We start from the raw sequence: 26,045 nt of genomic DNA on the forward strand, positions 1-26,045 counted from the left end.
AGACACTTGTAAACATGTATGTACACAAAGCGGTTATCTGTTCGTGAGAGCGGGAACGATCAGCCGCATCGATATGGAGGGATTCTAATGTCTATGCTTGACGTTTTACAAGGAAATCGAGGGCTTATGCCAGAGCATTATAAGACACTGACGGTTGCTGACATGGAGCAGCGAGTGGCCGAGCTGAAACAAAAATGGGGACCCAAGCTGCTCATACCGGGCCATCACTATCAGAAGGACGAGGTTATTCAGTTTGCTGATATAACAGGAGATTCTCTACAGCTTGCTCAAATGGCTGCACAAAATCAGGAAGCGGAGTTTATTGTATTTTGTGGGGTTCATTTTATGGCGGAGACAGCGGATATGCTGACTACTGACCGACAAACCGTTGTACTGCCGGATATGCGCGCAGGCTGCTCAATGGCAGATATGGCGAACATGGAGCAGACAGAACGAGCGTGGAAGCATTTACAGGAGTTGGTAGGAGATACGATCATTCCGTTAACGTATGTAAATTCCACAGCAGAGATCAAAGCCTTTGTAGGACGGCATGACGGGGCTACCGTGACCTCTTCGAATGCCAAACAAGTGCTGGAATGGGCGCTGAAGCAAAAGGAACGTATTTTGTTTTTGCCGGATCAGCATTTGGGCCGCAATACAGCTTACGATCTTGGAATTCCGCTGGATGAAATGGCCGTGTGGAATCCCATGACCGATCAGCTGGAGACTGAACAGGACCCGGCAACCGTAAAAATTATTTTATGGAAAGGGCACTGTTCAGTACATGAAAAATTCACGGTAGATCATATTCGCAACGTCCGTGAGCGTGATAAGAACGTCCGGGTCATCGTTCACCCCGAATGCTCTTATGAAGTCGTGCAGCTCGCAGATTGCGCTGGCTCCACAAAATTTATCATCGATACAATTCGCGCGGCAGAGCCGGGGACCCAATGGGCCGTCGGCACAGAGATGAATCTCGTGCAACGAATCAAGCAGCAGTACCCTGAACAGCAGATTGAATCGCTCAATCCTGATATGTGTCCCTGCTTGACCATGAATCGGATCGATCTTCCGCATTTGCTGTGGGCAATGGAGCAGATTGATCGGGGAGAGCCTGTGGGTGTGATTCGTGTGGATGCTCAGGTCAGACAGGATGCTGTACTGGCACTGAATCGTATGCTTGCTATCCGTTAAGCTTTTGCCTTTTCTGAGAGATTGCTGCTTGAAATTTTTGGCCTTATTTTAAAGAAGCAGGGAGCTTAACAGCATGTATACGGTTTCCACTTTGAATAAATATCATTCCGCCAGATTTGAGCGTTGGACCGAAGGAACGCGAGCCTGTGTTGACAGTAAACACGGGCTTCAAGGTCATCAGGTCATAGCCATGAAATACGCCATCTGATTGCCCGACATAGACTCCTTTACCAAATACGTCAGCTTGAACGGTCGGATTATCGCCGTCGTAATGAATGAATTGACCTGAGGTCAGCTTCATGGCGATCAATCCGCCCGTGCTAAAATCTTGATAGAATATGCGACCTTCATGAATGGACGATAAAGGAACAAGCTGGTTATATCCAGCTTGCGACCACTTGCGAGCAGGTTTGCTGTCTGGTTTATAGTTCCAAAAGTCATAGGAAGCTAGTATCTTTCCCTGAAAGACATAAAGGTCTTTACCGTACAAAAAAGCAGAACCGTATATGCCTCCAGATTGGAAAGTGCCATCTTTATTTTCAACCTCAGTCCATCGGTACTGACGATCTCCTTTGGATTCACCTGTCTTGAGGTCGTACTGTGATATCTTAATTTTTCGATTTATCGGGTCATCATTAATCATAAACGTATTGGCAACAGAGTAGACGATCCCGTCTTTAACGGCCAGTGGAAAAGAACTTCTGAAGCTGTCCCAAAGCTTTTTGCCGGTTTTAGCGTCATAGGCATTAATCTGTTCAAAGGTCAGGCTGCCCTGTACATTATAGTTGCGGATAAGCACACCGTCAGTTTCCATTATTTCGCCCAAACCACTGTATGAGTTCTTATCCTCACTGATTTTCCACTTCACCTTGCCACTGACAGCATCAATGGCAGCCGTTTGCACCGATTGCATAATATATATAGTTGGACCAATGCGCTGAATACCATATGCTTCAGTAAATCCCAGTGGAGTGGACCACACTTTCTTGCCAGCTTCTGTAACGGCATAGATAGAACCGCTTCGTGTCATTCCGTAGATGATACCTTTGTTGTACGTTAAAACAGGGGTAAGCTGATCACCATATTGCCACAATTTCCGACCGGAACTGGCCTCAAGGGCAACCAGTCTATGGTTCGAGTCAACCGCGAACACCTTACCGTTTTCCGCTATTGCTACCGCCTGATCTGGATATCGGCTTCTATCGATTGGGATAACGGGAAAAGACCAGGAAGGTTTGATCACAGGTGCTTGGATTGTGGTGCTATAAGCGCCGTTACTCATGGAGACCGCAGACGGCTCTGCACTTGCCTTTTCAGCGTATACATTGCTGATCAAGGGCAGCCCAATGCTGGCTAACGCCAATCCTGTAAGCAATGTGCTGTGTATCGTTTTTCTCATACGCGTTGGCTCCTTTAATGGTTAATAGGGGAGTAAGGCTTTACAGAAAGTCACCTTTGATTAGACTGTAAATAAAGCCAAAAGTTTCATGTTGTGTTTACATTTTGGTTGTTTTGAGCATAAATCCTTAAATTCAGTTGCTTGTGTCCAACCTGTATCTCTAATTAAAGATTAGTCGCTTGTCCGGTTTTCGTGCTATAATTGTAGCAACAAACCGAAGGAGGTGAATCTCTTGTTTGAGCTCCAGGACCTACTCCCTTATTTATTTACAATCGGCTTGCTGTGCACAGTGACTTATACATATCTCGCTCATTTGCACGGCAATGTACCCGAATGCTGGGTCGAAGGCGGGCCCGTAAGGTCTCATGCTTCTCCACAGATGCCGATGTCTGCCCGTGGACAGGACATGCCTGTCCGGCTGGCCCGACATATCCGGCGTAAGGAAGCGCCGGATGAAGATGCATCCGATTGTTCTCCCTCGTTGAACGATGGCACAGCCAATCAACGAGGAGGAACATATGAAACGATTCAAGGGATTCACCTTTTGGGGTAAAAAAGAACGGATATTTGGATTAATGGTAGCGTTGGCGGTGGTCATGCTGCTGTCTGGTTGTGGTGCGAATGCTGCGGAGATAAATGCACAGACACCCGGATTTTTTAATCATTACGTGGTGTTCCCGCTTTCTTGGCTTATTCAGCAATTGGCGCAATGGTTTGGTGGAAGCTTTGGGCTGGCGATTATGACTTTGACATTCATTGTCCGGCTGGCCTTACTGCCTCTTATGATGCGTCAAACGCGTGCCCAGCAGGGGATGAAGCGTAAGATGAGCGCCATGCAGCCCGACTTGGACCGAATTAAGAAGAAGTATGAAAACAAGAAAGATACCACCAGCCAGCAGAGTATGCAGCAGGAAATGATGTCGCTTTATAAAGAGCATCAATTCAATCCGCTTAATATCGGTTGTCTGCCTATTCTCATTCAGCTCCCGATCTTGAGCGGTATGTACACTGCAATCCGCTTAACCCCGGAGCTGGCGTCTCACTCCTTCCTATGGTTCCGGCTCGGACAGCCGGACTGGATTTTGGCAATCGTCGTCGCAGTTGTATACTTGGCACAGGCCAAGCTTTCTCAGCTTCAGATGACGCCTGACCAGCGCAAGCAATTTGCGATCATGGGCTATCTTTCACCGATTATGATGGCGGTCTTTTCCTTTAATGCCCCTTCTGCCATGCCATTATATTGGACAGTAAGCGGCACCTTTTTGCTGCTTCAGTCGCTGTGGTTCCGCAGACGCTATCCAATAGAGGAAGCAGAGAGTAAGGTTAAACTTGGAGAAGTCACACCAACCTAAATAGAAGATGATATTTGTTTAACTTGGGAATTGCGCTTATAGTATGCCACGTGGAATCATAGGATGTCATTCGAGCCGTTTATAAGGCTTAGAATGGCGTCCTTTTTTGATGGTGCTTTTTCGCTACATTCCGCTTGTGATTTTGTAGTCAATATGAAATCCTTATATCATAAATGATTCTTAAAGTTGGGAGAGGCTATATATGAGAACTCCAACCACGTCCATAGAATGGTATGATAATCAAATAAGGGAGGACGGATGCTATTGCATGAGAAGCGTGCAAAAAGCACCGGGCTATATACCAACAGGGATGTCTCATGGGCGCCCGATCCCGACCTTTTCTAAAAAATGGGTTTCAACATGTGGAGGATGCACCTAGTCTTTGAATGAAATGATAACAGAAAAAATGGGTAAAGTAAGATATATACGAAAGCTAATGCTGCACTTTGTTTTATCACGCAATGAATATTATGGAGGAACTATAGAAAATGAAGCAAACACCAACAAAGCTGCCCATTTCCTTAGCACTGCTCACATGTATAGTATGTGCGCTCGGTTTTGGCTTAATCGCATTATGGGTGAGCGACCATCAAATACGGTATTTTGACCAGAAAATTATTACGGCTATTGGACAGCTGGAGTCGCCCGCCATGACCCATCTAATGAAATTTTTCACCATGATCGGCAGCGGGATTCCAGTTCTGATCATCATTTTAATTGCCATGTTCGTGCTCTATAGAGTATTGGGACACCGCAGAGAACTGCTTTTTTTGGCGGCTGGTGTGTTGGGATCGGTAATGCTGAATACGATACTGAAATTGATTTTTCAGCGTGCGAGACCGGAGATTAACCGTATTATTGAAGAGAATGGATACAGCTTTCCGAGCGGACATTCCATGACAGCTTTCAGCATGTACGCTGCGCTGACATTTTTAGTGTGGAAGCATGTTCCTTCTAGGCTGGGGCGTATCCTTCTTATTGTGCTCAGCAGCCTGCTGATTGTAGCAATCGGAACGAGCCGCATTTATTTGGGCGTACATTATCCGAGCGACGTTGTGGGTGGCTATTTTATGAGTGGCTGCTGGATGGCGGCTTGTATTTGGTTTTATCAGCGGTACGAAGAACGACGAATGCTGCCACTTCGCTCCAAATCGACAGCATAACAGGTAGCATAAATAATGAAGCATATAAAAAAGCAGACGCTTTAGCGTCTGCTTTTCATTTGGACAGAGGAAGTGTGTTCAGTCATCTTAGTTCTGGCCTGTTCACGAGGCTTGAGTCCCAGCTTCTGCTCCCATTTTTCATAAAATATAATAGCCGCCTGCATGAAGATGCTAGGAAGCTTCCGGCTTCGAATGAATTGATGAACGCCGACGGCACAACCTGCACCAATAAGCGCACCTGCCAAAATATCCGAGGGATAATGCACTCCGGTCCACACGCGGGATACTGCGATGAGTACAGCCAAGATAACCCAGAGAACACGAAATTTTTGATGATGAAGCCATAAAATGGCAGCCAGAGCAAACGCTCCAAGTGCATGGTTACTCGGGAATGAAGCATTGGGATCATGATGAATAAGTTGAATGACTGAATGTCCGACAAAAGGCCGATCTCTGTAAAACAAATGTCCAAGGCCCCAACTAATTACAAAGCCGATACAAACCGTTATAACGGCTTCTAAAACCATCATCCGATGCGGCATTTTAAAAGTGAACCAGTAAATCAGCAAAGCCACTCCGAATAAATATGGTGCATATTGCGCCAAGAAACGCATGGTTTCATTCAAAAAGGCGAGGGAATTAGCCAGTTCATTGATCCAGTGAAATAAAGCATAGTCTACATTAATTAACATGAATAAATTACTCCTTAACATCAAAAAATTGAATAACAAAGTTATATTATAGAGCGACTACACGGATAAAAGCTTAAAATCAAATAAAAAATGAATGTCATTTCCATTACTCATTTGTTTTTTCTATAGAAAATAGGTGGTTTTGCGATGGAAAAGTCGGTGCTGGTCATTGATGATGAAGAGAAGATATCTAGATTGCTTCAGTTGGAGTTATCCCATGAAGGATATGCAGTTGAAATCGCACAGACGGGCAGAGAAGGATTGGAAAAAGCTCTAGCACGTACATGGGATATCATCATTTTGGATGTAATGCTGCCGGAGATGAACGGGGTCGAGGTACTGAAGCAGATTCGAAAAGTGGACAATCATACACCAGTAATTATGGTCACTGCACGTAACACGACTCCTGATAAGGTTTCAGGTCTGGATGAAGGTGCCAATGATTACATTACGAAGCCTTTTGAGATCGAGGAGTTATTAGCGCGGATGCGAGCCAGTATGAGGTATCAAATGGAGCCAACAGCTACCGCTTTACAAGAAGAGGATAAGCCGCCGTCTAGGCTCCAAGTAGATAGTTTGGTGTTGGAACGCAAAACTAGGTCAGTGATGCGGGAAGGAAACCGAATCGAACTGACGCCCAAAGAATTTGATCTGCTTCTCTATCTGATGGAACACAAAAATCAGGTATTGCAGAGGGATCAAATGATTCAGAACGTGTGGGGGTTTGATTTTGTCGGTGATACGAATGTCGTAGATGTGTATATCCGATATGTTCGCAAAAAAATTGATCATGGATACAAAAAGAAATTGATTAAAACCGTACGTGGTGTGGGGTACTGCATCAGGGAGGAAGAACATTGAAGCTGCGGACCAAAATCACCCTGCTCAGTTCTATTTTAGTGATGTCAATACTTCTGTTTGTGGATGTCACGGTTCATCTATTGTTCGTCAAAATCGCTACGAGAAATGAAAGAGAAGTGCTGCAAAATAAGTGGACTGAAATTATTGCCGAAACCGGACCTACCATGATTCTAAAGAATGCATGGAGTCCCAAACTGAAAGATGAGCTTTCCGGAGACACCACTCTGAGGGTGTTTGATCAGCAATCCCGACTTTTGTATGAAGTAAGTCGCCAGTTCCGCTTTAAGCTGGGCGATATACGTTTTAACACTTCTCAAAGCTCTCAACTGACAGATATACAGGGTCATAAAATTCTGGTAATCCATCTCCCTGTGCTTTCTCCGGAGGGCAATCAGAAGGGAACGCTGGAGATCGTGGAAAAATGGGATGCACTCGAAACCAATCTCGATATTTTAAATACGATTCTCATCACATCGACTTTAGGGGCTATGTTGCTAAGTTTGGTAGGGAGTACAATTTTGGCGAATGCGATATTGCTGCCGATTTCCAGTAGTATTCAAACGATGCAGGAAATTGAAAGAAGCTTGAAATTCAAAAAAATCCCCGTTGGTGGTCACAATCAAGATGAATTGTCCCAAATGACCACTACTTTTAACCGAATGATGGAGAGATTAGAAGAAAGCTTTCAGAGTCAGCAGCAGTTTGTTTCAGATGCCTCACATGAGCTGAATACGACACTTATGATTATTGAGGGCTATGCCAACATGCTGCGGCGGTGGGGCACGCGTGACGAGGACATTCGTAAGGAATCCATTGAATCGATCTATGAAGAAACTCAGCGAATGCGTACGATGACACAGCAGTTGCTGACTCTTGCCTCCTCACAGCAGAAAGACCCTGAGCCGCATGAGCGGATCGAAATGATCGGTTGTTGTCAACAGGTAGTAGCGCATCTCAAGCCTGTACATGATCGTCAAATTTCTATTTTAACAGAAGAGAAAGAAATTTGGCTGGATGCCAACCTGACGAAAATGAAGCAGTTGCTAGTAATCCTGCTGGATAATGCATTAAAATACAGCTCGGATGAGATCGAAATAGGGTTATCTACAGATGAAAAGGATGTCTATATCCAGGTTAAGGATTATGGGATCGGAATACCTGAGGGCGAGATCAAGCGGGTCTTTGAACGATTTTATCGGGTAGATAGCTCCAGACATCGTAAAACCGGAGGAACCGGGCTGGGGTTGCCAATTGCCAAGGCAATTACAGATGCCCATCAGGGTACGATACGCATGGAGAGCGTAGAAGGAGAAGGAACAGTAGTCAAAGTCACGCTGCCCCAAAGACAACAGGAAAGGCTGTCCCGCGAGTAGTAATATCTACTCGCGGAACAGCCCTTTTTATTGTTACTTGTAAGTTAAGCATTCGGTGGATGGGAATCATCTAAAATTTATGCTAAAGAACACGACGTGCTGTTGTGTAATTGCGACTCCACCATCCCGAATTTAGATCTGTAACCGTTACGCCGCCTTTACCATACGTATGCAGAATTTTGCCGTTTCCCATGTAAATGGCTACATGATGAATTGGTGCATAGAAAAAGACCAAATCGCCTTTTTTCAGCTGACTACGTGGTACGAAAGTGCCAACGGTTGATTGCTGTCTGGACGAACGTGGAAGCTTGATACCATTTTGTCCAAATACATATTGAGTGAATGAAGAGCAGTCAAAAGAGCTTGTATTGCCAGCTGGGGCTCCATGCTCATAACGCACGCCCATAAACTGGGAGCCTGTAGAAATAATCTGATCAGCTTTACTTGCCGAAGCAGCATGAGTGGTGGCTGGTCCAACGACGAAGCTCCCTGCGCTCAATGCCAAAGTCATAGTAAAGCAAATACCCATCCACAATTTTTTAGAAGTATGTTTCATATATAAATTCCTCCGTTATTCGTATTGTGTTGATGTCCTGAAATGACAATAACACAAATAAAATATCCGGAATTTACCACTCATGGTTACAAACCTGTTACCTCAACGCTTTGTCCTCATTTATTAGAAAACGATGAGAATTTTCTCCTTAATTTTGGCTTGACAAATTGTATAGACTCCACTTATAGATAGGCTCGTATGACAAAAAGCGACTTGCAGACGATTGGCACAAGCAATCACGCAAAATATACATACCTATATACTACAATTTATAACTTGTACGGGAGTATGCTCTTAATCCCGTTGACATTGTAGGGATCACACCGTATTTCCGGTCAGGAAGGGGAATTCGTATGGCTTCAAAGCAGAATAAAGCACTCAAAAAACGGCGTCTAACCATTGTTCAGGTCATTTCCAACTATCCAGATGCACAGCCGGTACCCTCCAACAAGGGCGGAACGGAAAAGGTCGTTCATGAATTAACTGAGGAATTGGTGAGACGAGGGCATCATGTATCTCTTTTTGCCGCCCTTGGGAGCAGGAGCAGTGCGCGGTTGATTTCCTATCCCAAGGGTTTGAAACATAGTCAGATCCCCCAATATGTACTCCGGCATATGCCTTCCGACACACATATCATTCATGACCATACCTTTCGTTCTGCTGTAGGGCGTAGGAAGCTGCCTTGTCCATCAGTATGCACCGTTCATCTTCCAGTGAAGAGACACGGTAAAAACCCGGTATATGTCAGTAAACGAGCACGTCAGCTGATGGGCAGGGGCAAAGGGTATTATATCTATAACGGCATTAACACACATGAATACGAGTTCAGCAGTGAGAAGCGTGGCTACTTGCTGTTCATGGGCAGAATTATAAGAAATAAAGGTGTATTGCAGGCCATTCAGGTTGCAGAACGAACAGGAAAAAAACTGCTTATTGCAGGTCCTATCAAAGCACCAGAATTTTTCCGTAAAGAAATTCAGAAACGAATTCAGCGCAATCCGAATATACGCTATGTGGGGGCAGTTGGAGGCGATGAGAAACAGAAATTGCTGAAACATGCAGAGTGTCTGTTGTTTCCGACACTGTGGGAAGAGCCATTCGGACTCGTTATGGTTGAGGCTATGGCTTGTGGAACACCGGTGCTGGCATTAAAAAATGGATCTGTTCCCGAGGTACTATCGGGCTTTCCACAGTTGATTTGCAAATCGGTTAGCCAAATGGCACGAAAAGCACAGCAAAAAAACTACCCGTCACCAGCGAAGCTGCGTTTGTATGTGACTCAAAGATTTACCAACAAACAGATGACTAGTAACTACTTAAGACTATACCGTGAAATCATCCGTCGGCGAGAACAAAAGAGAGGACAACGGCAGCCTATACGGAGGTGAAGGGGATGCAGGTCAAACGATATATGCTCGGAAAGGGCTCTTGGGCAACTCCCTATTATATAGCCACAGGGGGACAGAAAGGTCCGTGTGTGATGGTGGTGGCGGGGATACATGGTAAAGAAATAGCAAGCATACGAGCTGCTGAGAAACTGGTAAAGCTTTTGAATCAGCAAAAACTGCGATTTAGCCAGGGTAAGCTTATAATTGTACCGATTGTAAATCAAGAGGCTTACCGCAAACGGATTAGAGGAATACCTGATCTTAATCGAACCTTTCCGCGCAAAAAAAAGCAGCTGGCAACACAACCACTTTCCGCTGCTCTATTCAAATTAACACAAAAGCATCAACCTGAATGGTATCTCGACTTGCATGAGGCTAACGGATTGTCACAAAAGGATGCCAAGGTGCTTGGTCAAACGCTAATCACCAACAAAGCCAATCCGGTGGTTCCTGCGGTTCGCCGGATTATTAAGCGAATGAATCGCTCCATCCAGGTGAGCGACCGACATTTCAACATTCGGCTGCATGAGCTCCCAGGTTCCTCCCGCACTGCTGCAGCCCGTATTTTAGGTGCACGCGCGGTTACCGTGGAAACGGGTTGGAGCCTGCCCAAGAAAGTACGCATACACTATCAGTTGGAGATCGTCCAGCATTTTTTAAAAGAAGCCGGAATGGTCAAGCCCAACGAGGTATATTTATCTGCTAAGGTTAGAGCTGTTACCTTAAGAAAATATAGCATTACAAAATAAAATCGCTTCTGGAGCAAGGATTTTTTCACCTTGCTCAGGAGCGATTTATTATGTGCGACCTTCGTTCAGAATCCGTAGCGTGCTGATGTTATATCTGAGGATTTTGCAAAAATCTAATAAGCGACTTCCAATGAACAATTTATAGATCGAAATGGTCTAGTTCGTCTATATATTGCACTTTGGAGCGACTGGAATCGAATTTTGCAAAATCCTGATCTATGTGTTGTCAGGCCTCGGATTTATAGAAGGCATTCACCAAGCTGTTCCCCAGACGTATCTCAATCAGCTCCAGTGGTGTATCCAGATCGGCACGGATCGTGTGATACGTATCAACCGGAATGCTAAATACAGAACCGCTTGCGGCAGCAAAACGTTCTCCGTTCAGCATGACCTCTCCACGACCGGACACAATCGTCCATACTTTAAGTCCACTGCCGTGAATACGGCCATTCAAGCGGTGATCTGGCAGTACCGTCAGCCGTATGGCCAGTATATCGTTCAGACTGCGATGATCAAATTCGTCCAGCACCCGGTAACTACCCCAAGAGGTTTCACCATGCATGGGGTGAAGTTGAAGTTTACCTAGCTGCTCCTTGATTACGTGGGCATGGCTCTTGGACGCAATGAGAATGCCGTCGGGACTCGCAGCAGCAATAATATCTTCCACGCCAATGACATGAATTGGATAGGGTAGCTCATTGACGATGTGCGTGCCACGAGTCTGCCCACTAATCTGTCCACGCCCGATCACTTGGCTGCTTAGCTGCTCTGTTAGAGCCTGCCAGTTGCCGATGTCATGCCATTCGCCATCGTAGGGCAGGACGATGGCATGTTCGGCACGCTCTGCAATCTCTTCGTCGAAACTGCGAACCGGGAGGCTATCATACATTGCGCATAATGCTTTATCGTTCAGCGGCAAATAACTTCGCTCCATACAGGACAGCATATACCGTAATGTAAAAGCGTAAACACCACAGTTCCACAGCGCGCCCTGATGCATAAGCTGTTGTGCCCCGGAGAGATCCGGCTTTTCTGTGAAGCGAGCAACTTGCGCATAAGAAGTTTTCCCTTCCCGTATCATTTGCAGACCCGGAACGACATAGCCGTATTGGTCGGAGGGATGAGTAGGCCTTGTCCCAAGCATAGCCAGATCGGCTCCGCTCTCAAGCAATAAGCCGGAGAGCGCTGTTATGCTATGGAAGAAATCCTCCCCTGCAAACATGTCCGCTGGAGCAATGCAGAGAACTTCATCCAGCCCCGTGCCTCTGGTGTGAAAATAAGCAGCCGCCAGTGCAGCTGCGGTGAAGGTTCCCCGTTTGGCAGGTTCGCCTAGAACGGGCAGACGACCTTCTGTATGGCGAAAGGCTAGATTTACCTGACTCCGATGAGCCAGAAGCAGGGCTGAGGAATCCAGCCCGGCTAAGGTGAGCTGACGGTACACCCGGCTGAGCATAGATTCCTTTCGCCCGTCAGGAGCGGACAACAACCGGAGAAACAGCTTCGACCGGATTTCGTTGGATAGTGGCCATAGCCGTTTTCCGGCACCACCGCATAACAATACGATGCGCACGGACGTTTCCTCCTTCAATGCAGATCCATTTGGACTGCATCATTTTGCAGGATTTTAAGAACTATTTTAGCGATGATTCAATCTTTGTTTTTGGAGTAAGCTGGTACACCTTGCGTTGATGAAAAGATAAGGAACGATAGCTCTTGGCCAAGACATCCAATTGTTTTTGTGACAGGGAAGAAGCCCGACTATGAAGCGCTTTATTCAATGACTTGCGCAAAATCATCCGAGAGGGCTGATTGCTGTATAAATAATTGGCATACGTTTCATATTCGGAAAACCCAAACTGTTTTGTCCGGTCTATACTGTGGATAATTGCGTTGTACCAAGGTTTTCCATGCCGGGCCTCGATAACTTGCTTGAGCTGGGTAAGCCGCGCTTTTTCAAAAAGCATATAGTGAGTAACAAAGGACTTTGGTGAGGGCGCTTTAACGCCCATCAACTTGTGATGGGTGCGAAAATACTCAGGCTGGCTCCAGCTGCGGTAGTAAAAAATCGTTTTTCCGTCTTTACGGAACGTATGTGGACGAATCAAAATCGTGTCCGCGTCAATGACGAGAAAAAAAGAGGCTTTACTGATTTTGTCGCCATTCATTTTGAGCAATTGTTGATACAGCCAACCTGAGCGGTCCCAGCGCGTTGTCCCGTAATGAATATGTTTTTTGGTGATGGGCAGCACCGTTTTTTCGTCTATAAATGTACATTTCTTGTTTGCGCATAGACGGCGAATCCCGGTGCTTTGCGGTGAAACGATATAAATAGTTCCAATTCGGTGCTGAACGTGACGGCGCAGACTGTCAATCACCAGCGGTAGTGTGGCAATATCTTTATCAATTGCGGGAATCAGAACATCGATTGTAAGAGAACCCTCTCGTGGCCCATCCGATTGCGCTGACATGTTATTCACTCCCTATATGTGCAAATATACGCTCCCAGCGTCTCCCAATATCGTATGCTTGGACAGGCGTTTTCGACCGGGCAAGGTCAAACGTCCATTTCTATGCAGGACAGGGCTGATGAAGCTTCGAATGGGGAGTTAGCGCATACGATAGATTGATCTTTTTTAACAGGAGCGTTCTACCTGAGAGTAGGGAGGAGAGGGGCAAGTGAATTCTTCACAAGCGCAGGCGTTGCGCAGCAAATGGCATAAAACCCAATTGTTGCTCCAGCATGGAAGCATCAAACCTTATGTACCAGAAACTCGCAAATATAACAAAGCAAATTTGAAGTCAATGCTGGAGAAATACGGTATGGTCTATGTAAAACCCGAGCGAGGAACCTTTGGTAAAGGTGTAATGAGAGTAGAGCAGGAGGCCGGCCAGCGTTTCGCCTATCAATATGAGGAAACGCGTCAAGAATTTAAACATTTGGATGCACTATATACCAGCCTATCGAAACATACGGGGAAGAAAAGTTATCTCATTCAAAAGGGAATCCATTTACTACGCCATCAAATGCGTTATTTTGATATTCGGGTCATGGTGCAGCGTAATGAAAAAGGGCTATGGGAGTCTACCGGAATTATTGGACGTCTTGGTCATCCCCGTAAAATCGTGACTAACTATCATAGTGGTGGTAAGCCGATGGCCTTGGAGCAGTTACTAAAATCCCATTTATCGCAAAGCAAACAGGCGGAACTGGTCAAGAAACTAAATGAACTGGGTCTTACCATCGCTAAACAATTGCAAAAAACATATCCGAATTTCCGGCAAATTGGTGTGGACATTGGACTGGATCATCACTTTATCCCGTGGATTATTGAGGTGAATACGAAGCCGGACCCATATATTTTTAACCAATTAACAGATAAGTCCATGTACCGTAAAGTGTTAAGCTATTGGCGACTGGCTAATGAAAAAAGGAAAGTCTCCGTCCCAAGCAAAGATACAAACAAAGACAAGAATAAAGACAAGATTAAAGATAAAAATAAGAATGTAATTAAAGATTCAAAAAAAGAAAAAATATCTTGACCAGTGGATTGCTTCATTGCAAGCAGCTAATACAAAAAAGGATGAATTTTTCATAATTCATCCTTTTTTATTGCCTATTTTTTTAAATAATTGTTCTAAAAACTCTGATGAAAATCTGCTGGTGCTTTTTATTAGGATATTCATTTTTTAAACGCGCCAAGTACCCAGTTGTTTACGTATAAGTACGATTTGTCCACTATGATATGCATCGTGCAGCGTCCACCGCGATAATTCTGCACCGAGAGTTTCGGAACCGAAAGGCTTATCCAGATCAGCATCAGTCAAAGCAGTAATGGCGACAAGCAGTTGGTTTACAAGAGCTTCTGCTTCTTTCAGTGTCTTCTGCCATCCTTCATGGTCCTCTGCATTCCCCGGCGGACCGAATGTCTCATCGTTGCTTATTCCAGTTGAGCTTACAGGCCGGTCAGTTAAACGTCTCAAAATACGCTCATTGTAATAATTAATGTGACGAACCGTTTGCCAAATCGTGTTTCCTCCACCTGGTGGTGTCCAAGTGGCTTCCTGTGTATTCACACCGTGAAGTGCTGCGGCAAGAGGAACAATCCATTCTTCCTTATCCCATGAATTTTCTCTTTGCAATACCAGCATATTTACTCGATCTCGGCTCACCTAACCCAACTCCTTTTTGTAGGAATGTAACTAGCTAAATGTAGAATAAATCGTTACAATTAATAATGTAGCATGACAAAATAAGATTTGCAACCAGTTAAAATGATTTTAGTGGTTACAGGCGGTAGGGGGAACTCTTTTGAATACACTTTGGACTGATTTTGTAAACAGCAAATGGCACGACTGGAGAGGTAGCGGGCGTTCAGAAGATCGGTTGTTGAAGCCGGAATGGCAAAATAAATTCCTCATACAGTGGCAATTTTCCGCTCCGGTCCCAGCCAGTGCAGAAGATATCGAAGAAATGCAAATTCTCCGGCGGGAATTGCGCAGCTTCGCTGAGCACCTGACTTCCGGAGGACAAATGACATCTGATCTGGTGGATACGATTAACCGGAAGATGATGGAAGGGGGGCCGGTCACTCGCTTATTAAAGCAACAGGATGAGCATTTCAACATTGTGCTGGAACCCGTGGCAAATGGTTGGAAAAAAGTGCTGGCAGAGGTTGTAGCCGATTTTGCCCAGGCATTCGTCAATAGCGGCGGCTCCAGAATTCGTATTTGCGATAATACCGATTGCCGATGGGTATTTTACGATGATACCCGAAATCGGTCAAAGCGGTTTTGCGACGATAAAATGTGCGGTAATTTGATGAAGGTACGCCGTTTTCGCGAACGTAAGAAAAAGTAGATGAAGCGATAGAATTTACACGAGCAGTACATGTTGAGCCCACTCCTATATGAACAATGGAGTGGGCTATTTAAAATTGAACAACCTGTGACCCTGTGCTATGCTTACATGAAAGAGAAGCTAGACGTACTAACGATGATCTTTACTATGCGTATAAACATCTGATGATACGACGAATAGAAAGGATGTACAGCCATGAATTCTGTCATTGAACTTAACAATGTAAGCTGGAAGAGAGATAACCGCACCATACTGGACCAAATCAATTGGCAGGTAGCTGAGGGAGAGCACTGGGCTGTACTCGGCTTGAATGGGTCAGGTAAAACAACGATGCTCAATATGATTAACGGTTACATATGGCCAACCACAGGTAGTGTCGGTGTATTGGGCCATACCTTTGGAGATGTGGATCTGAGGGAACTGCGCAAATCTATCGGTTGGGTCAGTTCCTCTTTACAGGAAAGAATTAATGGGAGTCAGCGTACGCAGGATGTTGTCATTAGTGGCAAATTTGCCTCCATTGGACTTTATGATCAGACGACGGATACAGATTATGAACAGGCCGTTCAGCTTATGACGCAACTGGGGTGTGCTCATCTCGTGGATCGGTTGTATCAGGGATGCTCACAGGGAGAAAAGCAAAAAGTGCTTATCGCCCGCGCATTAATGGCCTCGCCCAAGCTACTGATTTTGGACGAGGCATGTAATGGTTTGGACTTTTTCTCCCGGGAAGCATTGCTGGATAGCGTTCGCCAGTTATCGGAGTCGCCGGCTTCGCCGAATTTACTGTATGTTACACATCATATCGAAGAAATTCTACCGATGTACACGCATACGATTCTAATCCGCCGGGGCACGATATTTGCCAAAGGTAAAACGACTGATATTCTAAGCAGTGAAACGCTTAGTGCTTTTTTTGAAACGCCTGTGCAAGTAGAATGGAGACAGAATCGCGCATGGCTCTCTATGGTGTAGAGAGTCTTTTTTGCTCGCTAACCTGCTACCAACATAATCAGAATAGGCAAAATCAGGAATGAGGCAAGCGTGCTCCACAGGATGCAGGTGGAAACCAATTTTGGCGATGCATTAAATTTTTCTGCTAAAATGACAGCATTCACAGCAACCGGCATCGAGGCCAAAATGAAGAGAACGGAGAACAAAAGGCCTGAAATACCGAGTATCAGCATAGCAAGACAAGCCGCAAGCGGCGAGAGCAGAAGCCGAATTGTTAGTCCGGCGTAGCTGGCTTTTTTAATAGACGACTCCAGCTTGAATATTTTTACATAAGCCATCTGGGTACCAAGGATCGCCAGCACGACCGGAGAATAGGCAGCAGCAATCATCGAGACGCCTGACTGAATCCCTAAGGGAAGATGCCAGTCCAGCAGCCGCAGTCCCATGGCGAGTAGAGCTGCATAGATCGCAGGAAGTGAAAACACCGACTTAACAGCACTTTGAACAGAAAATTCAGAGCGGGCTGCAAAGTAAACGCCAATGGTATTGACCATAATCATCTGAATGACGACATACACGGAGGCTTTATCCAGACCGAGCTGCCCAAAGGCAAGTAAAATAAGGGGCAGGCCATAATTTGCACTATTGGTCAGCGTAGAGATTAAGGTAAGTCCAGCCGTTTCCGGAGTGCTCAGTCTAAAGATTTTCCCCGCTAATTGTGCAATTCCCCACAACAGCAGCAGGTTCAGTATTGAAAAAGCGGCAGTCTGCGCCACATCATGCCAGGAAAGCTGTGCTTTGAGTAGCGTGTCCAGAATCATTGCGGGGCTTAAAAAATATAAATACAAAGTCGAGAGCGGTTTCGTTTCCAGCTTCATGAATTTGCCGAGTAAAAATCCGGCGATCACCGGAATGGACAGCGGAACGATAACGGATAATAGAGTTGAAAGTACGATTTGAATCATGAATTCCACCCATCCTTTCTGTAATGACATTTTCCATTATAAGACGCTACTTTCGGGCCCGTCCAAGATGAAAATACAATCAAGGTCATAGGTACATACTATGAAGCTTTCGACACTTATTGTGAAAACAACAAAAGGGATGCCCACAGCCATGTTGAACGGCTAATAGGGCATCCCTCTTGTTATAATGAACTAATGATGCTGCTGATTTATGCAGTAGCCACGGTTTCCGCTTTGGTTCGGCAATCGTCAGAGCAATAGTGCTGATGCTGTTCTTCGCAATCCGGACATACGATATGCTGAAGATTGCACACCGGGCAGTTGATATAATGATCGCTCGGCGTTTCACAATGGAAGCACTTGCCGACGATGACGTCCTCATCCGTATGATTGATCGGAATCGAGATTCGTTCGTCAAACACGTAGCATTTACCGTCAAACAAACGTCCTTGTACTTCCGGGTCCTTGCTGTAAGTCACAATGCCGCCATCCAACTGGCCTACATCGTTAAATCCTTCTTTGATCAGAAGACCGGACAACTTTTCGCAACGGATACCTCCGGTGCAGTACGTCAGGATTTTCTTGTCTTTGAGCTGAGTCATATTGTCGCGAATCCATTGTGGAAATTCACGGAACGATTCGACTTCGGGGCGAATAGCCCCACGGAAATGACCGATGTCATATTCATAGTCATTACGTCCGTCCAGAACAACTACATCTTCATCTTGAAGCTGTTCATAAAACTCCTTTGGTGACAGACGCTTACCGCTAATTTCATTAGGGTCCAGCTCATCTTCATGACGCAGCGTAACAAGCTCCTGACGATGGCGTACAAATATTTTCTTGAACGCATGACCGTCAGACTCATCTATTTTAATAACGATATCGTGGAATTTCGGATTGGCGCGCAAATCACGCATATATTGCTCCGTTTGCTCTACTGTACCAGACAGTGTTCCGTTGATTCCTTCCGCAGCAATCAAGATTCTTCCCTTGACGCCCAGCTCCTTGCAGTAAGCCAGATGCTCTGCCGTAAAGGTGGCAGGATCTTCAATGTTGACATATTTGTAAAACAACAAAATTCGATAAGCATGTTCACACACGTAAAATCACCCTCTGATTCAAGTCAAAGTTTTTTAACAAGCAATTTTAAATGTACCACATTCTTTAAGTTAGTCAACTTAAATGTATAAAAAGTGGAAATGGAAAAGATGACGAGCGACAAAAGTAAGGGTTTACATTATAATAGTGACGTAGTGATGAGGGGATTTTTAGTAGCAGGATGAGTTCTACTAGATGAAAGGATGAATGAAATGAAACATCATTTGACAGCGCATACACCACCTATGGGGTGGAATAGCTGGGATTGCTACGGTGCAGCAGTACGGGAAGAGGAAGTACGGGGAAATGCTCAATATATGGCGGAGCACCTGAAGGAATATGGTTGGGAATATGTCGTGGTAGATATTCAGTGGTATGAGTCAGGAGCAGTATCTTCACAGTATCGTCCGTTTGTCCCATTGGAAATGGATTCATTTTCACGTCTTATTCCAGCGGTGAATCGTTTTCCTTCGGCAGCAGATGGACGAGGCTTCCAAGCTCTTGCGGAATATGTACACGGACTGGGATTGAAATTTGGTATACATATTATGAGAGGCATCTCCCGTCAGGCGGTGCACCAGGATACCCCGATTTTGGGAACCACAGTTACGGCGAGACAAATTGCGCATCCCAACTCTATTTGTCCTTGGAACACAGATATGTATGGGGTAGATGCATCCAAGGAGGGCGCACAGGAGTACTATAATTCGTTGTTTGACCTGTATGCAGAATGGGGTGTAGATTTTGTCAAAGTAGATGACATTGCTGCATCACGTCTCTATGGTATTCATTTAGCGGAAATTGAATTGATTAGGCGAGCTATCGCCCAATGCGAACGTCCGATGGTGTTGAGTCTATCGCCTGGTCCGGCACCGCTGGAGCATGCATCCGATTTAATCGCAAACGCGAATATGTGGCGTATGACTGATGACTTCTGGGATGTATGGCCTTTACTGTATGGTATGTTTGAGCGCTGCGAAAAATGGGCGGAACATGTAGGTCCAGGTCACTGGCCGGATTGCGACATGCTACCACTGGGTCATCTGGGTATTCGTTCGGTAGATTCGGTAGATTCCGGCAGCCATGACCGATGGACACGCTTTACGAAGGATGAGCAGCTAACGATGATGACCTTGTGGAGTATTTTCCGGTCTCCACTGATGTTCGGGGGGGAACTGCGGGATAATGATGTATGGACCCTTTCCTTGCTAACTAATGAAGAAGTGTTAAATGCTCATCGCAACGGTTTGAATGCGCGGCAGGTGTATAGAAAGGATGAACATATCGTTTGGACTTCACATAACGAGGAAGGTCATGTATATGTAGCTTTGTTTAATGCTGGAGATGAAGCTTCAAAGGTGCGTGTATCATTAAAAGACCTTGGTATTGAAGGGCAGGCAAATGCCAGAGATTTATGGAACCATGTAGATTTAGGTGTTTTAGCACAAGAACTGTCCGCAGATTTACCTCCTCACGGAGCAGCTCTATTTATTTTGAAATAGAGGATTTTGCAAAATCCTGAATAACATAATGTAAGGAAGAACTATGCGCAGTTCCAACCCAAGCACCTTATCGTAAAAGTGGAAGGCATCTTTACGATAGGGTGTTTTTTGCATGTGTAACTTTAGGATATTTTAACGAACTCGACATTATTCTTGGGAATATGACATTTGGAACGTGTTAATTTTATATAGTGCCTATTTCTGTACAAATTTAAATCATTCTAACGAATAGACTCGAGAAAGGAGTCAAATGATGAAATTAAAAAAAATCCACAAAAATGAACAGGACGAGCCTTGGCCCTCTAGCAAACCAATACTATGTATCGGGGGGGCCAATCTGGATCGTAAAATCATGATTAAAGGTACATTTCAGCTTCATACCTCCAATCCGAGCAGTACAAGGCTGCAATCTTGCGGTGGGGTAGCACGAAATGTAGCCGAAAATTTAGGGAGGTTGAGCCAGCGGGTCAGCCTGCTAACTGCGGTTGGGGACGATGCGGAAGGTGAATTTATTATCGAACAATCCAGCCGCTACATGCACGTGGTTCCTCTGCAAGTCAAAGGTGAACCGTCAACTGGGGTTTATACTGCCTTGCTGAACGAGCGTGGTGAACTGATTGTAGCGACAGCAGAAATGGAGATTTATGATCAGATTCGTCCTTCAGTAATTTTTGAAAATGCTCCTTTAATCGCCTCGTCCCGACTGGTTCTGCTGGACACTAATTTCTCTATGAACGTAATTGCGGCCACCATACATGTCTGCCATGAGCATCGGGTTCCGATTGTCGTTTCTTCGGTATCAGCCTCCAAGATGAGAAAGCTTCCCCGAAATTTGCATGGGGTGGAATGGCTGGTATGTAAACCGGTGGAGGCTGAAGCCTATTTGGGGCTAGAACTTACAGATGATCAGCATATGTTGGATGCCACCCGAATTTTTCACAAACTTGGGGTTCAAAATGTCATTTTTATCTGCGGTGCTGAACGTGTTTTGTACGCCTCTCAGGATGGAACTCATGGACAAATTCCTATGCATCCCGTTCAAGAGGTCATTGATGTCACAGGCGCAGATGATGCTTTTATTGCCGGGATGATTTATGGAATTACCCAAGGTTATCCTATGGAGCAAGTGTGCCAATTTGGAATTAGCTGTGTCGACTTGACCCTGCAAACGGATCGGACGGTTTCAGAGACCCTTTCTATGAATAAACTCCATTCTAGGTTTCAGGAGCTGTATGGCACACATTCGCAAAATTTTGTGTTTTTCAAGGGCGTGTATTTTAAAAAGAAAGATACATAAGTAATCAAGAGAACTCTACCCTACAACAGCGTGTATTTGGAGCTTCACGTACGTAATGGTCTCAATTATTGAATTTGTAAAAGGAGCATGTTGTCTGATGGACAGTGTGAAATACGTAATTGTTTTTCTGCCACTGTGCCTCCTTTATTTGCTTTTAAAGGGAGGTTCTTTGGTAGTAGGTTTACTCTATCGATTGATCTACTCAATGCTGCCCTTACATGCAGGACAGGATAACGAGTTTCGTGCTGTGCAGCACGCTAAACGTATTATCGTGATCGGCTCGCCGGGAAGCGGTAAGACTTTTTTGGCCAAACGTCTTTCCATGTGGACTCAATTGCCGTATATCTCTTTGGATGATTTGTATTGGGGGCCGGAGTGGAAGCGGAGCACAGACGAGCAATTTCTCAAACAGCTGGGTGAAGTGCTCCAAAGGGAAGAGTGGATCATCGAAGGGAATTTTCATGAACGTTATTTTACCGAGCGACTCCAGCGCGCCGATACGATCATTGTGATGGATGTCAGCACGATTGAAGCGATAACAGGTGTTATCACACGTTCGCTTAACCGTTTTTTATTTTCCAGGGAGCTACCCAAAGGAGTAAAGGAGGAAGCAGTTCGTATTTGGGATATTTCGCCTCGCTTTGTCCGCTTTGTTCTGGGTTTCCGCAGGCGTATTCGTCCTAAAATCTGGCCGCTCATTATGCAATATGGTAACCAACGGAATTTGATTATCTTGAAATCTAAATATCGTTCATGTCCCTGGACAGCTCCAGATAGACGATTATCTCCTTGACTAGAACTTACGTTTCGTGTAAAGCGGTGAAAATTGTAATATATAGGAATAGTGTAGACCAAGGATCAAAGGTTCAATACCCGCTGTACAGAGAAGAAACTCATGGGCTGAAAGGTTTCTCGCCGCGAATGAACGTTTCCCTGCCTTGCGAGCTGTAGCGGTTTGTAAGATAAACCGTTACCGGCTAGACGCCGTTATCTGATGAAGGACCGTTCCGTGTATGGCTACGGTCAAATTAAGGGTGGTACCACGACACATTCGTCCCTGACGGATGTGTCTTTTTGCGTACATTTTATCGTCCATACAAGGAGGAAGCTACACATGCGCCAAAGCCAATTATTACTGACAACCTTGCGTGAAGCACCCGCAGAGGCCGAAGTGATCAGTCATCAGCTTTTGCTGCGGGGAGGATTTATCCGCCAACTGGCGGCTGGAATGTACACCTACATGCCACTGGGAAGACGGGTGCTCAGAAAAGTAGAGCAAATTGTACGGGATGAAATGGATCGTGCAGGGGCTGGAGAACTGCTGATGCCTGTATTGCAGCCAACGGAGCTGTGGCAAGAATCAGGGAGATACGATGTTTACGGTCCTGAGCTGATGCGTTTGCAAGATCGGCATGATCGGGAGTTTGCTTTGGGGCCTACACATGAAGAGGTCATTACGTCTTTAATACGAAGTGAAGTGAATTCTTATCGCAAATTGCCTGTAACGCTGTATCAAATTCAAACCAAATTTCGGGATGAACGACGTCCTCGATTTGGCCTGCTTCGCAGCAGAGAATTCTTAATGAAGGATGCCTATTCGTTTGATGCACATTGGGAAGGACTAGATCATACCTATTGGACCATGTTCCAGGCATATCATCGTATTTTCACCCGCTGTGGTCTAAATTTTCGTGCTGTAGAAGCAGATGCGGGTGCCATTGGTGGCGAAGGTGAAACCCATGAATTTATGGCTCTAGCTGATATTGGAGAGGACACAATTGTAGCATGTACCTGCTGTGAATATGCAGCTAATCTTGAAAAAGCCGTGGCGCGGTCGACGGGTGAAATAGAAATAGCCCCAGTCTCAGATGAAAATGAACATGTCAGCCATCCTTCTTTCGATACAGCTAAAATGGAAAAATTCCATACTCCAGGTCTGCGTACAATAGATCAACTGGTTGAATCGCTTCACATAGAACCTGAAGAAATCATCAAAACACTGATTTATATGGCTGACGATCAACCTGTTGCTATAGTTGTCAGGGGTGATCATGAGGTCAACGAAGTGAAAGTTAAACATATTTTAGGTAGTGAAAAATTCGAAATAGCAAGTGCAGACATCGTATCAAAGGCGACTGGAACCCCCTCGGGGTTCATAGGCCCATGCGGATTGACGATCCCTGTGTGGGTAGATTACGCCGTTGTCCAAATGTCCAGCGGTATCGCGGGCGCGAACGAGCTGGATTATCATTATCGACATGTGAATCCAAGGCGCGATCTAGATCTTCGGCATGTAGCTGACTTGCGGAATGTCATAGAAGGGGATAGATGTCCTCGATGTGACGAAGGGGAATTGAAACTTCATCGCGGGATTGAGATCGGACACGTATTTAAACTAGGCACCAAATATAGTGAGAAGCTGGGTGCGACTTTTCTGGATGCTTCCGGAACTGAGCAAGCGATGATTATGGGCTGTTATGGCATTGGCGTATCCCGGATCCTTTCTGCCATTGTAGAGCAAAATCACGATCAGAACGGAACGAATGATATGGCCTTATGCGCTGGCCCCATTTCAAGTTCATATTATTCCGATTTCTGTGAAAGACAGGCTTCAGATGCAAATCGCCGAGAAATTATACAACCAGCTGCAGGATCGTGGTGTGGAGGTGCTGCTGGACGATCGGGAGGAACGGCCTGGGGTTAAATTCAAAGACTCCGATTTAGTAGGTATTCCCGTGCGCATCGTCGTTGGTAAAGATGCCGAACACGGGAAAGTAGAGTTAGTGGAACGAAAAAGCTGCAACAAAGAGACGATTCATATCGAAGACGTAGAGAGACGAATATTGGAACTACACTAAGCATCTGTATCCCGTAGAATATGACCTTCTCCAAGTGTAATCTCATGAAAGCCCGCCATCTGACGTGCCTGAAACCAGATGGGCTTGTCCCGACCAATCATAATGATATTTTGAATGTCGGCAGCACCTTCCGAGGGGAGCGAGAAAGTTGTGACATAGGCGAATTCTTCACGCAACGTTGTGTGAATGGCATTGATCAGGTGATCGTGTTCACTTTTGCCCATTAAATTCATGATCAGGGAGCCTTCGGAATCCAGCTTTTCTTTGGCCATCTTGAAAAATTCCCAGGATATTAAATGCAGGGGCGTACCCTGCTCCGTGAAGGCGTCCAAAATAATATAGTCATAAGCATCCGGCGCTTCCCTCTCCAGAAGGCAACGTCCATCGCCAACAGTCACATTATCCTGATCGTATCCAAAGAATGTTCGGCTGAACTCTACGACTTGTGCATCCAGCTCGGCAATCTTAAAGCGTTTATCTGTAAAATGGCCCGCTATTGTACCTATACCATGCCCAATAACAAATACATCTTCAAATGACGGATCGTTCAGCTCCATGAGATGGACGATTGCCCTCGGATATTCGAACACAATGCGTTGCGGATGGTTCAAGTCCACTGCGCCTTGGACGGCTGTATTTGAAAACTGCATCACCCGAAATAATCCCTTTTCACCATACAGCTCAGTGGTTTCGTATACTGTGATTTCATGATTATGGCTCAACTTTTTGTACAAGACATCCAAGTAAATGATCTCCTTTAAGTCAGACTTCCTCCTCATCTTAGACATGGATAGGGGGATTGTCCATAGATGAGGAGAATTGAAAGTTCACATTTCCAAGCATCCCTAATTAGGTAGAATTGTTTATTTTTCCATAACGGAGTTGTTTGAACTTGTTCGTATGTCCTTTAGGAGATATAATATACAAGGATATAATGAAGTTCGTTGTGTATATTCATACAGGAAGAGAGCGGGATATTATGGGACGTAAGTGGAATAACATTAAAGAAAAGAAGGCATCCAAGGATGCTAATACGAGTCGTATATATGCTAAATTTGGCGTGGAAATTTATGTGGCAGCCAAACAGGGCGAACCTGATCCTGAATCCAATCGGGTATTAAGAGTCGTTTTAGAACGTGCAAAAACGTACAATGTACCCAAAGCAATCATTGACCGTGCTATTGAAAAAGCAAAAGGTGCTGGCGATGAAAACTACGTAGAGCTTCGTTATGAAGGTTTTGGACCGAACGGTTCCATGGTCATTGTAGATGCACTGACCAATAACGTTAACCGTACAGCATCAGATGTGCGTTCTGCTTTTACTAAAAATGGCGGTAGCTTAGGCGTGAGCGGATCTGTAGCCTACATGTTTGATTCAACAGCAGTTATTGGTCTGGTGGGTAAAACCGCAGACGAAGTGCTGGAGCTGCTGATGGAGGCAGATGTAGAGGTACGTGACATCATTGAAGAAGATGAAGCCGTCATCGTATATGCAGAGCCTGATCAATTCCATGCTGTGCAGGAAGCTTTCAAACAAGCAGGAGTGACTGAGTTTACCGTTGCGGAGCTCACTATGCTTGCCCAAAATGATATTTCTCTTCCAGAAGATGCACAAGTTCAATTCGATAAATTGATTGATGCATTAGAAGATTTAGAGGATGTTCAGCAGGTTTACCACAATGTAGACTCTGAGGAATAGTCTTTGTTGATTAGCTTATAAAAACATCGTATTTCGATACGGTGTTTTTTTTGTATAGTCATCACCGAACCTCAGTCACTAACC

The 26,045-nt window shown here is 45.1% G+C and carries 24 protein-coding genes and 1 pseudogene; 16 read left to right on the forward strand and 9 right to left on the reverse strand.

Annotated features, from left to right (window positions below; translation table 11 throughout):
• Positions 1-87 precede the first annotated feature (87 nt).
• Positions 88-1,194, forward strand: coding sequence for a quinolinate synthase NadA (nadA, locus tag KAI36_RS11605; protein ID WP_220027798.1), 1,107 nt, complete (start codon positions 88-90; stop codon positions 1,192-1,194).
• Positions 1,195-1,237: 43 nt separating this feature from the next.
• Here nadA and KAI36_RS11610 read toward each other — a convergent pair whose 3' ends face one another.
• Positions 1,238-2,593, reverse strand: a complete 1,356-nt coding sequence (locus KAI36_RS11610; RefSeq protein ID WP_220027799.1) for an outer membrane protein assembly factor BamB family protein — start codon at positions 2,591-2,593, stop codon at positions 1,238-1,240.
• A gap of 223 nt (positions 2,594-2,816) precedes the next feature.
• Between KAI36_RS11610 and KAI36_RS11615 the strand changes: the two genes are divergently transcribed.
• The 3 genes from KAI36_RS11615 (at position 2,817) to KAI36_RS11625 (ending at position 5,108) form a co-directional block, all read left to right on the forward strand.
• A complete protein-coding gene (locus KAI36_RS11615; protein ID WP_258297964.1) occupies positions 2,817-3,146 on the forward strand; it encodes a hypothetical protein in 330 nt (109 codons plus the stop codon).
• Complete coding sequence (gene yidC, locus KAI36_RS11620; RefSeq protein WP_025721137.1) at positions 3,112-3,945, forward strand: membrane protein insertase YidC; 834 nt, start codon at positions 3,112-3,114, stop codon at positions 3,943-3,945. The genes KAI36_RS11615 and yidC overlap by 35 nt, the downstream gene beginning before the upstream one ends.
• A gap of 488 nt (positions 3,946-4,433) precedes the next feature.
• Positions 4,434-5,108 (forward strand): phosphatase PAP2 family protein, encoded by a 675-nt coding sequence (locus tag KAI36_RS11625; protein ID WP_220027800.1) that lies wholly within the window; start codon positions 4,434-4,436, stop codon positions 5,106-5,108.
• A gap of 41 nt (positions 5,109-5,149) precedes the next feature.
• Here KAI36_RS11625 and KAI36_RS11630 read toward each other — a convergent pair whose 3' ends face one another.
• Positions 5,150-5,839, reverse strand: a complete 690-nt coding sequence (locus KAI36_RS11630) for an undecaprenyl-diphosphatase (RefSeq protein WP_481856516.1) — start codon at positions 5,837-5,839, stop codon at positions 5,150-5,152.
• 108 nt (positions 5,840-5,947) lie between these two features.
• Between KAI36_RS11630 and KAI36_RS11635 the strand changes: the two genes are divergently transcribed.
• Together KAI36_RS11635 and KAI36_RS11640 are read left to right on the forward strand one after the other, a co-directional pair.
• On the forward strand, positions 5,948-6,661 hold the full coding sequence (locus KAI36_RS11635) for a response regulator transcription factor (RefSeq protein WP_025721131.1): 714 nt from the start codon (positions 5,948-5,950) through the stop codon (positions 6,659-6,661).
• On the forward strand, positions 6,658-8,034 hold the full coding sequence (locus KAI36_RS11640) for a sensor histidine kinase (protein WP_220027802.1): 1,377 nt from the start codon (positions 6,658-6,660) through the stop codon (positions 8,032-8,034). Before KAI36_RS11635 ends, KAI36_RS11640 begins: the two co-directional genes overlap by 4 nt.
• An 82-nt stretch (positions 8,035-8,116) precedes the next feature.
• Here KAI36_RS11640 and KAI36_RS11645 read toward each other — a convergent pair whose 3' ends face one another.
• Positions 8,117-8,590 carry a C40 family peptidase gene (locus tag KAI36_RS11645; RefSeq protein WP_220027803.1) on the reverse strand — a complete coding sequence of 158 codons (474 nt, stop codon included), beginning with the start codon at positions 8,588-8,590 and terminating at the stop codon, positions 8,117-8,119.
• A gap of 353 nt (positions 8,591-8,943) precedes the next feature.
• Here KAI36_RS11645 and KAI36_RS11650 point away from each other — a divergent pair, with 353 nt between their 5' ends.
• Both KAI36_RS11650 and KAI36_RS11655 read left to right on the forward strand, forming a co-directional pair.
• Entirely contained in the window at positions 8,944-9,978 is a 1,035-nt protein-coding gene (locus tag KAI36_RS11650; protein ID WP_220027804.1) for a glycosyltransferase family 4 protein, read from the forward strand.
• A gap of 5 nt (positions 9,979-9,983) precedes the next feature.
• Positions 9,984-10,727, forward strand: coding sequence for a M14 family metallopeptidase (locus KAI36_RS11655; protein WP_220027805.1), 744 nt, complete (start codon positions 9,984-9,986; stop codon positions 10,725-10,727).
• Between the two features lie 226 nt (positions 10,728-10,953).
• Here the strand turns inward: KAI36_RS11655 and KAI36_RS11660 are convergent, their stop codons facing one another.
• Both KAI36_RS11660 and KAI36_RS11665 read right to left on the reverse strand, forming a co-directional pair.
• On the reverse strand, positions 10,954-12,297 hold the full coding sequence (locus KAI36_RS11660) for a sugar phosphate nucleotidyltransferase (RefSeq protein ID WP_220027806.1): 1,344 nt from the start codon (positions 12,295-12,297) through the stop codon (positions 10,954-10,956).
• A gap of 61 nt (positions 12,298-12,358) precedes the next feature.
• Complete coding sequence (locus KAI36_RS11665) at positions 12,359-13,195, reverse strand: DUF6492 family protein (protein WP_025721119.1); 837 nt, start codon at positions 13,193-13,195, stop codon at positions 12,359-12,361.
• A 208-nt stretch (positions 13,196-13,403) separates the two neighbouring features.
• Between KAI36_RS11665 and KAI36_RS11670 the strand changes: the two genes are divergently transcribed.
• A complete protein-coding gene (locus KAI36_RS11670) occupies positions 13,404-14,267 on the forward strand; it encodes a YheC/YheD family protein (protein WP_220027807.1) in 864 nt (287 codons plus the stop codon).
• A gap of 147 nt (positions 14,268-14,414) precedes the next feature.
• On the opposite strand, the gene KAI36_RS11675 is transcribed toward KAI36_RS11670, so the two are convergent.
• Positions 14,415-14,897 carry a DinB family protein gene (locus KAI36_RS11675; RefSeq protein WP_209942066.1) on the reverse strand — a complete coding sequence of 161 codons (483 nt, stop codon included), beginning with the start codon at positions 14,895-14,897 and terminating at the stop codon, positions 14,415-14,417.
• Between the two features lie 139 nt (positions 14,898-15,036).
• Between KAI36_RS11675 and KAI36_RS11680 the strand changes: the two genes are divergently transcribed.
• Together KAI36_RS11680 and KAI36_RS11685 are read left to right on the forward strand one after the other, a co-directional pair.
• Entirely contained in the window at positions 15,037-15,585 is a 549-nt protein-coding gene (locus KAI36_RS11680; RefSeq protein ID WP_220027808.1) for a CGNR zinc finger domain-containing protein, read from the forward strand.
• A 195-nt stretch (positions 15,586-15,780) separates the two neighbouring features.
• Positions 15,781-16,560, forward strand: coding sequence for an ABC transporter ATP-binding protein (locus tag KAI36_RS11685; RefSeq protein WP_053325369.1), 780 nt, complete (start codon positions 15,781-15,783; stop codon positions 16,558-16,560).
• Between the two features lie 17 nt (positions 16,561-16,577).
• On the opposite strand, the gene KAI36_RS11690 is transcribed toward KAI36_RS11685, so the two are convergent.
• Positions 16,578-17,504: an AEC family transporter gene (locus KAI36_RS11690; RefSeq protein ID WP_069080113.1), complete on the reverse strand. Its 927-nt coding sequence runs from the start codon at positions 17,502-17,504 to the stop codon at positions 16,578-16,580.
• Between the two features lie 209 nt (positions 17,505-17,713).
• Entirely contained in the window at positions 17,714-18,607 is an 894-nt protein-coding gene (gene trhO / locus KAI36_RS11695) for an oxygen-dependent tRNA uridine(34) hydroxylase TrhO (RefSeq protein WP_220027809.1), read from the reverse strand.
• 210 nt (positions 18,608-18,817) lie between these two features.
• On the opposite strand from trhO, the gene KAI36_RS11700 reads away from it, so the two are divergent.
• From KAI36_RS11700 to KAI36_RS11715, 4 genes and pseudogenes are all read left to right on the forward strand, one after another.
• The gene (locus tag KAI36_RS11700) at positions 18,818-20,107 is read left to right on the forward strand and encodes a glycoside hydrolase family 27 protein (protein ID WP_220027810.1); all 1,290 of its coding nucleotides are present in this window, start codon (positions 18,818-18,820) and stop codon (positions 20,105-20,107) included.
• Between the two features lie 253 nt (positions 20,108-20,360).
• Complete coding sequence (locus KAI36_RS11705; RefSeq protein WP_220028098.1) at positions 20,361-21,404, forward strand: carbohydrate kinase family protein; 1,044 nt, start codon at positions 20,361-20,363, stop codon at positions 21,402-21,404.
• Positions 21,405-21,501: 97 nt separating this feature from the next.
• Positions 21,502-22,197: a P-loop NTPase family protein gene (locus tag KAI36_RS11710; protein ID WP_220027811.1), complete on the forward strand. Its 696-nt coding sequence runs from the start codon at positions 21,502-21,504 to the stop codon at positions 22,195-22,197.
• Positions 22,198-22,518: 321 nt separating this feature from the next.
• A pseudogene (locus tag KAI36_RS11715) lies at positions 22,519-24,262 on the forward strand (proline--tRNA ligase).
• Here KAI36_RS11715 and KAI36_RS11720 read toward each other — a convergent pair.
• On the reverse strand, positions 24,259-25,041 hold the full coding sequence (locus KAI36_RS11720) for a spermidine synthase (RefSeq protein WP_220027812.1): 783 nt from the start codon (positions 25,039-25,041) through the stop codon (positions 24,259-24,261). The pseudogene KAI36_RS11715 and the gene KAI36_RS11720 sit on opposite strands and share 4 nt — an antisense overlap.
• A gap of 200 nt (positions 25,042-25,241) precedes the next feature.
• Between KAI36_RS11720 and KAI36_RS11725 the strand changes: the two genes are divergently transcribed.
• Positions 25,242-25,961, forward strand: a complete 720-nt coding sequence (locus KAI36_RS11725; protein WP_013310214.1) for a YebC/PmpR family DNA-binding transcriptional regulator — start codon at positions 25,242-25,244, stop codon at positions 25,959-25,961.
• Positions 25,962-26,045 lie beyond the last annotated feature (84 nt).

The sequence above is a fragment of the Paenibacillus sp. S02 genome, from assembly GCF_019454065.1.
GTDB lineage: Bacteria > Bacillota > Bacilli > Paenibacillales > Paenibacillaceae > Paenibacillus > Paenibacillus polymyxa_B.

Bases quoted from the DNA above. Each gene is read 5' to 3' on its own strand.
- nadA (WP_220027798.1), top strand. From the start codon at position 88: ATGTCTATGCTTGACGTTTTACAAGGAAATCGAGGGCTTATGCCAGAG.
- KAI36_RS11610 (WP_220027799.1), bottom strand. From the start codon at position 2,593: ATGAGAAAAACGATACACAGCACATTGCTTACAGGATTGGCGTTAGCC.
- yidC (WP_025721137.1), top strand. From the start codon at position 3,112: ATGAAACGATTCAAGGGATTCACCTTTTGGGGTAAAAAAGAACGGATA.
- KAI36_RS11625 (WP_220027800.1), top strand. From the start codon at position 4,434: ATGAAGCAAACACCAACAAAGCTGCCCATTTCCTTAGCACTGCTCACA.
- KAI36_RS11635 (WP_025721131.1), top strand. From the start codon at position 5,948: ATGGAAAAGTCGGTGCTGGTCATTGATGATGAAGAGAAGATATCTAGA.
- KAI36_RS11645 (WP_220027803.1), bottom strand. From the start codon at position 8,590: ATGAAACATACTTCTAAAAAATTGTGGATGGGTATTTGCTTTACTATG.
- KAI36_RS11650 (WP_220027804.1), top strand. From the start codon at position 8,944: ATGGCTTCAAAGCAGAATAAAGCACTCAAAAAACGGCGTCTAACCATT.
- KAI36_RS11655 (WP_220027805.1), top strand. From the start codon at position 9,984: ATGCAGGTCAAACGATATATGCTCGGAAAGGGCTCTTGGGCAACTCCC.
- KAI36_RS11665 (WP_025721119.1), bottom strand. From the start codon at position 13,195: ATGTCAGCGCAATCGGATGGGCCACGAGAGGGTTCTCTTACAATCGAT.
- KAI36_RS11685 (WP_053325369.1), top strand. From the start codon at position 15,781: ATGAATTCTGTCATTGAACTTAACAATGTAAGCTGGAAGAGAGATAAC.
- KAI36_RS11690 (WP_069080113.1), bottom strand. From the start codon at position 17,504: ATGATTCAAATCGTACTTTCAACTCTATTATCCGTTATCGTTCCGCTG.
- KAI36_RS11700 (WP_220027810.1), top strand. From the start codon at position 18,818: ATGAAACATCATTTGACAGCGCATACACCACCTATGGGGTGGAATAGC.
- KAI36_RS11705 (WP_220028098.1), top strand. From the start codon at position 20,361: ATGAAATTAAAAAAAATCCACAAAAATGAACAGGACGAGCCTTGGCCC.
- KAI36_RS11710 (WP_220027811.1), top strand. From the start codon at position 21,502: ATGGACAGTGTGAAATACGTAATTGTTTTTCTGCCACTGTGCCTCCTT.
- KAI36_RS11720 (WP_220027812.1), bottom strand. From the start codon at position 25,041: ATGAGGAGGAAGTCTGACTTAAAGGAGATCATTTACTTGGATGTCTTG.
- KAI36_RS11725 (WP_013310214.1), top strand. From the start codon at position 25,242: ATGGGACGTAAGTGGAATAACATTAAAGAAAAGAAGGCATCCAAGGAT.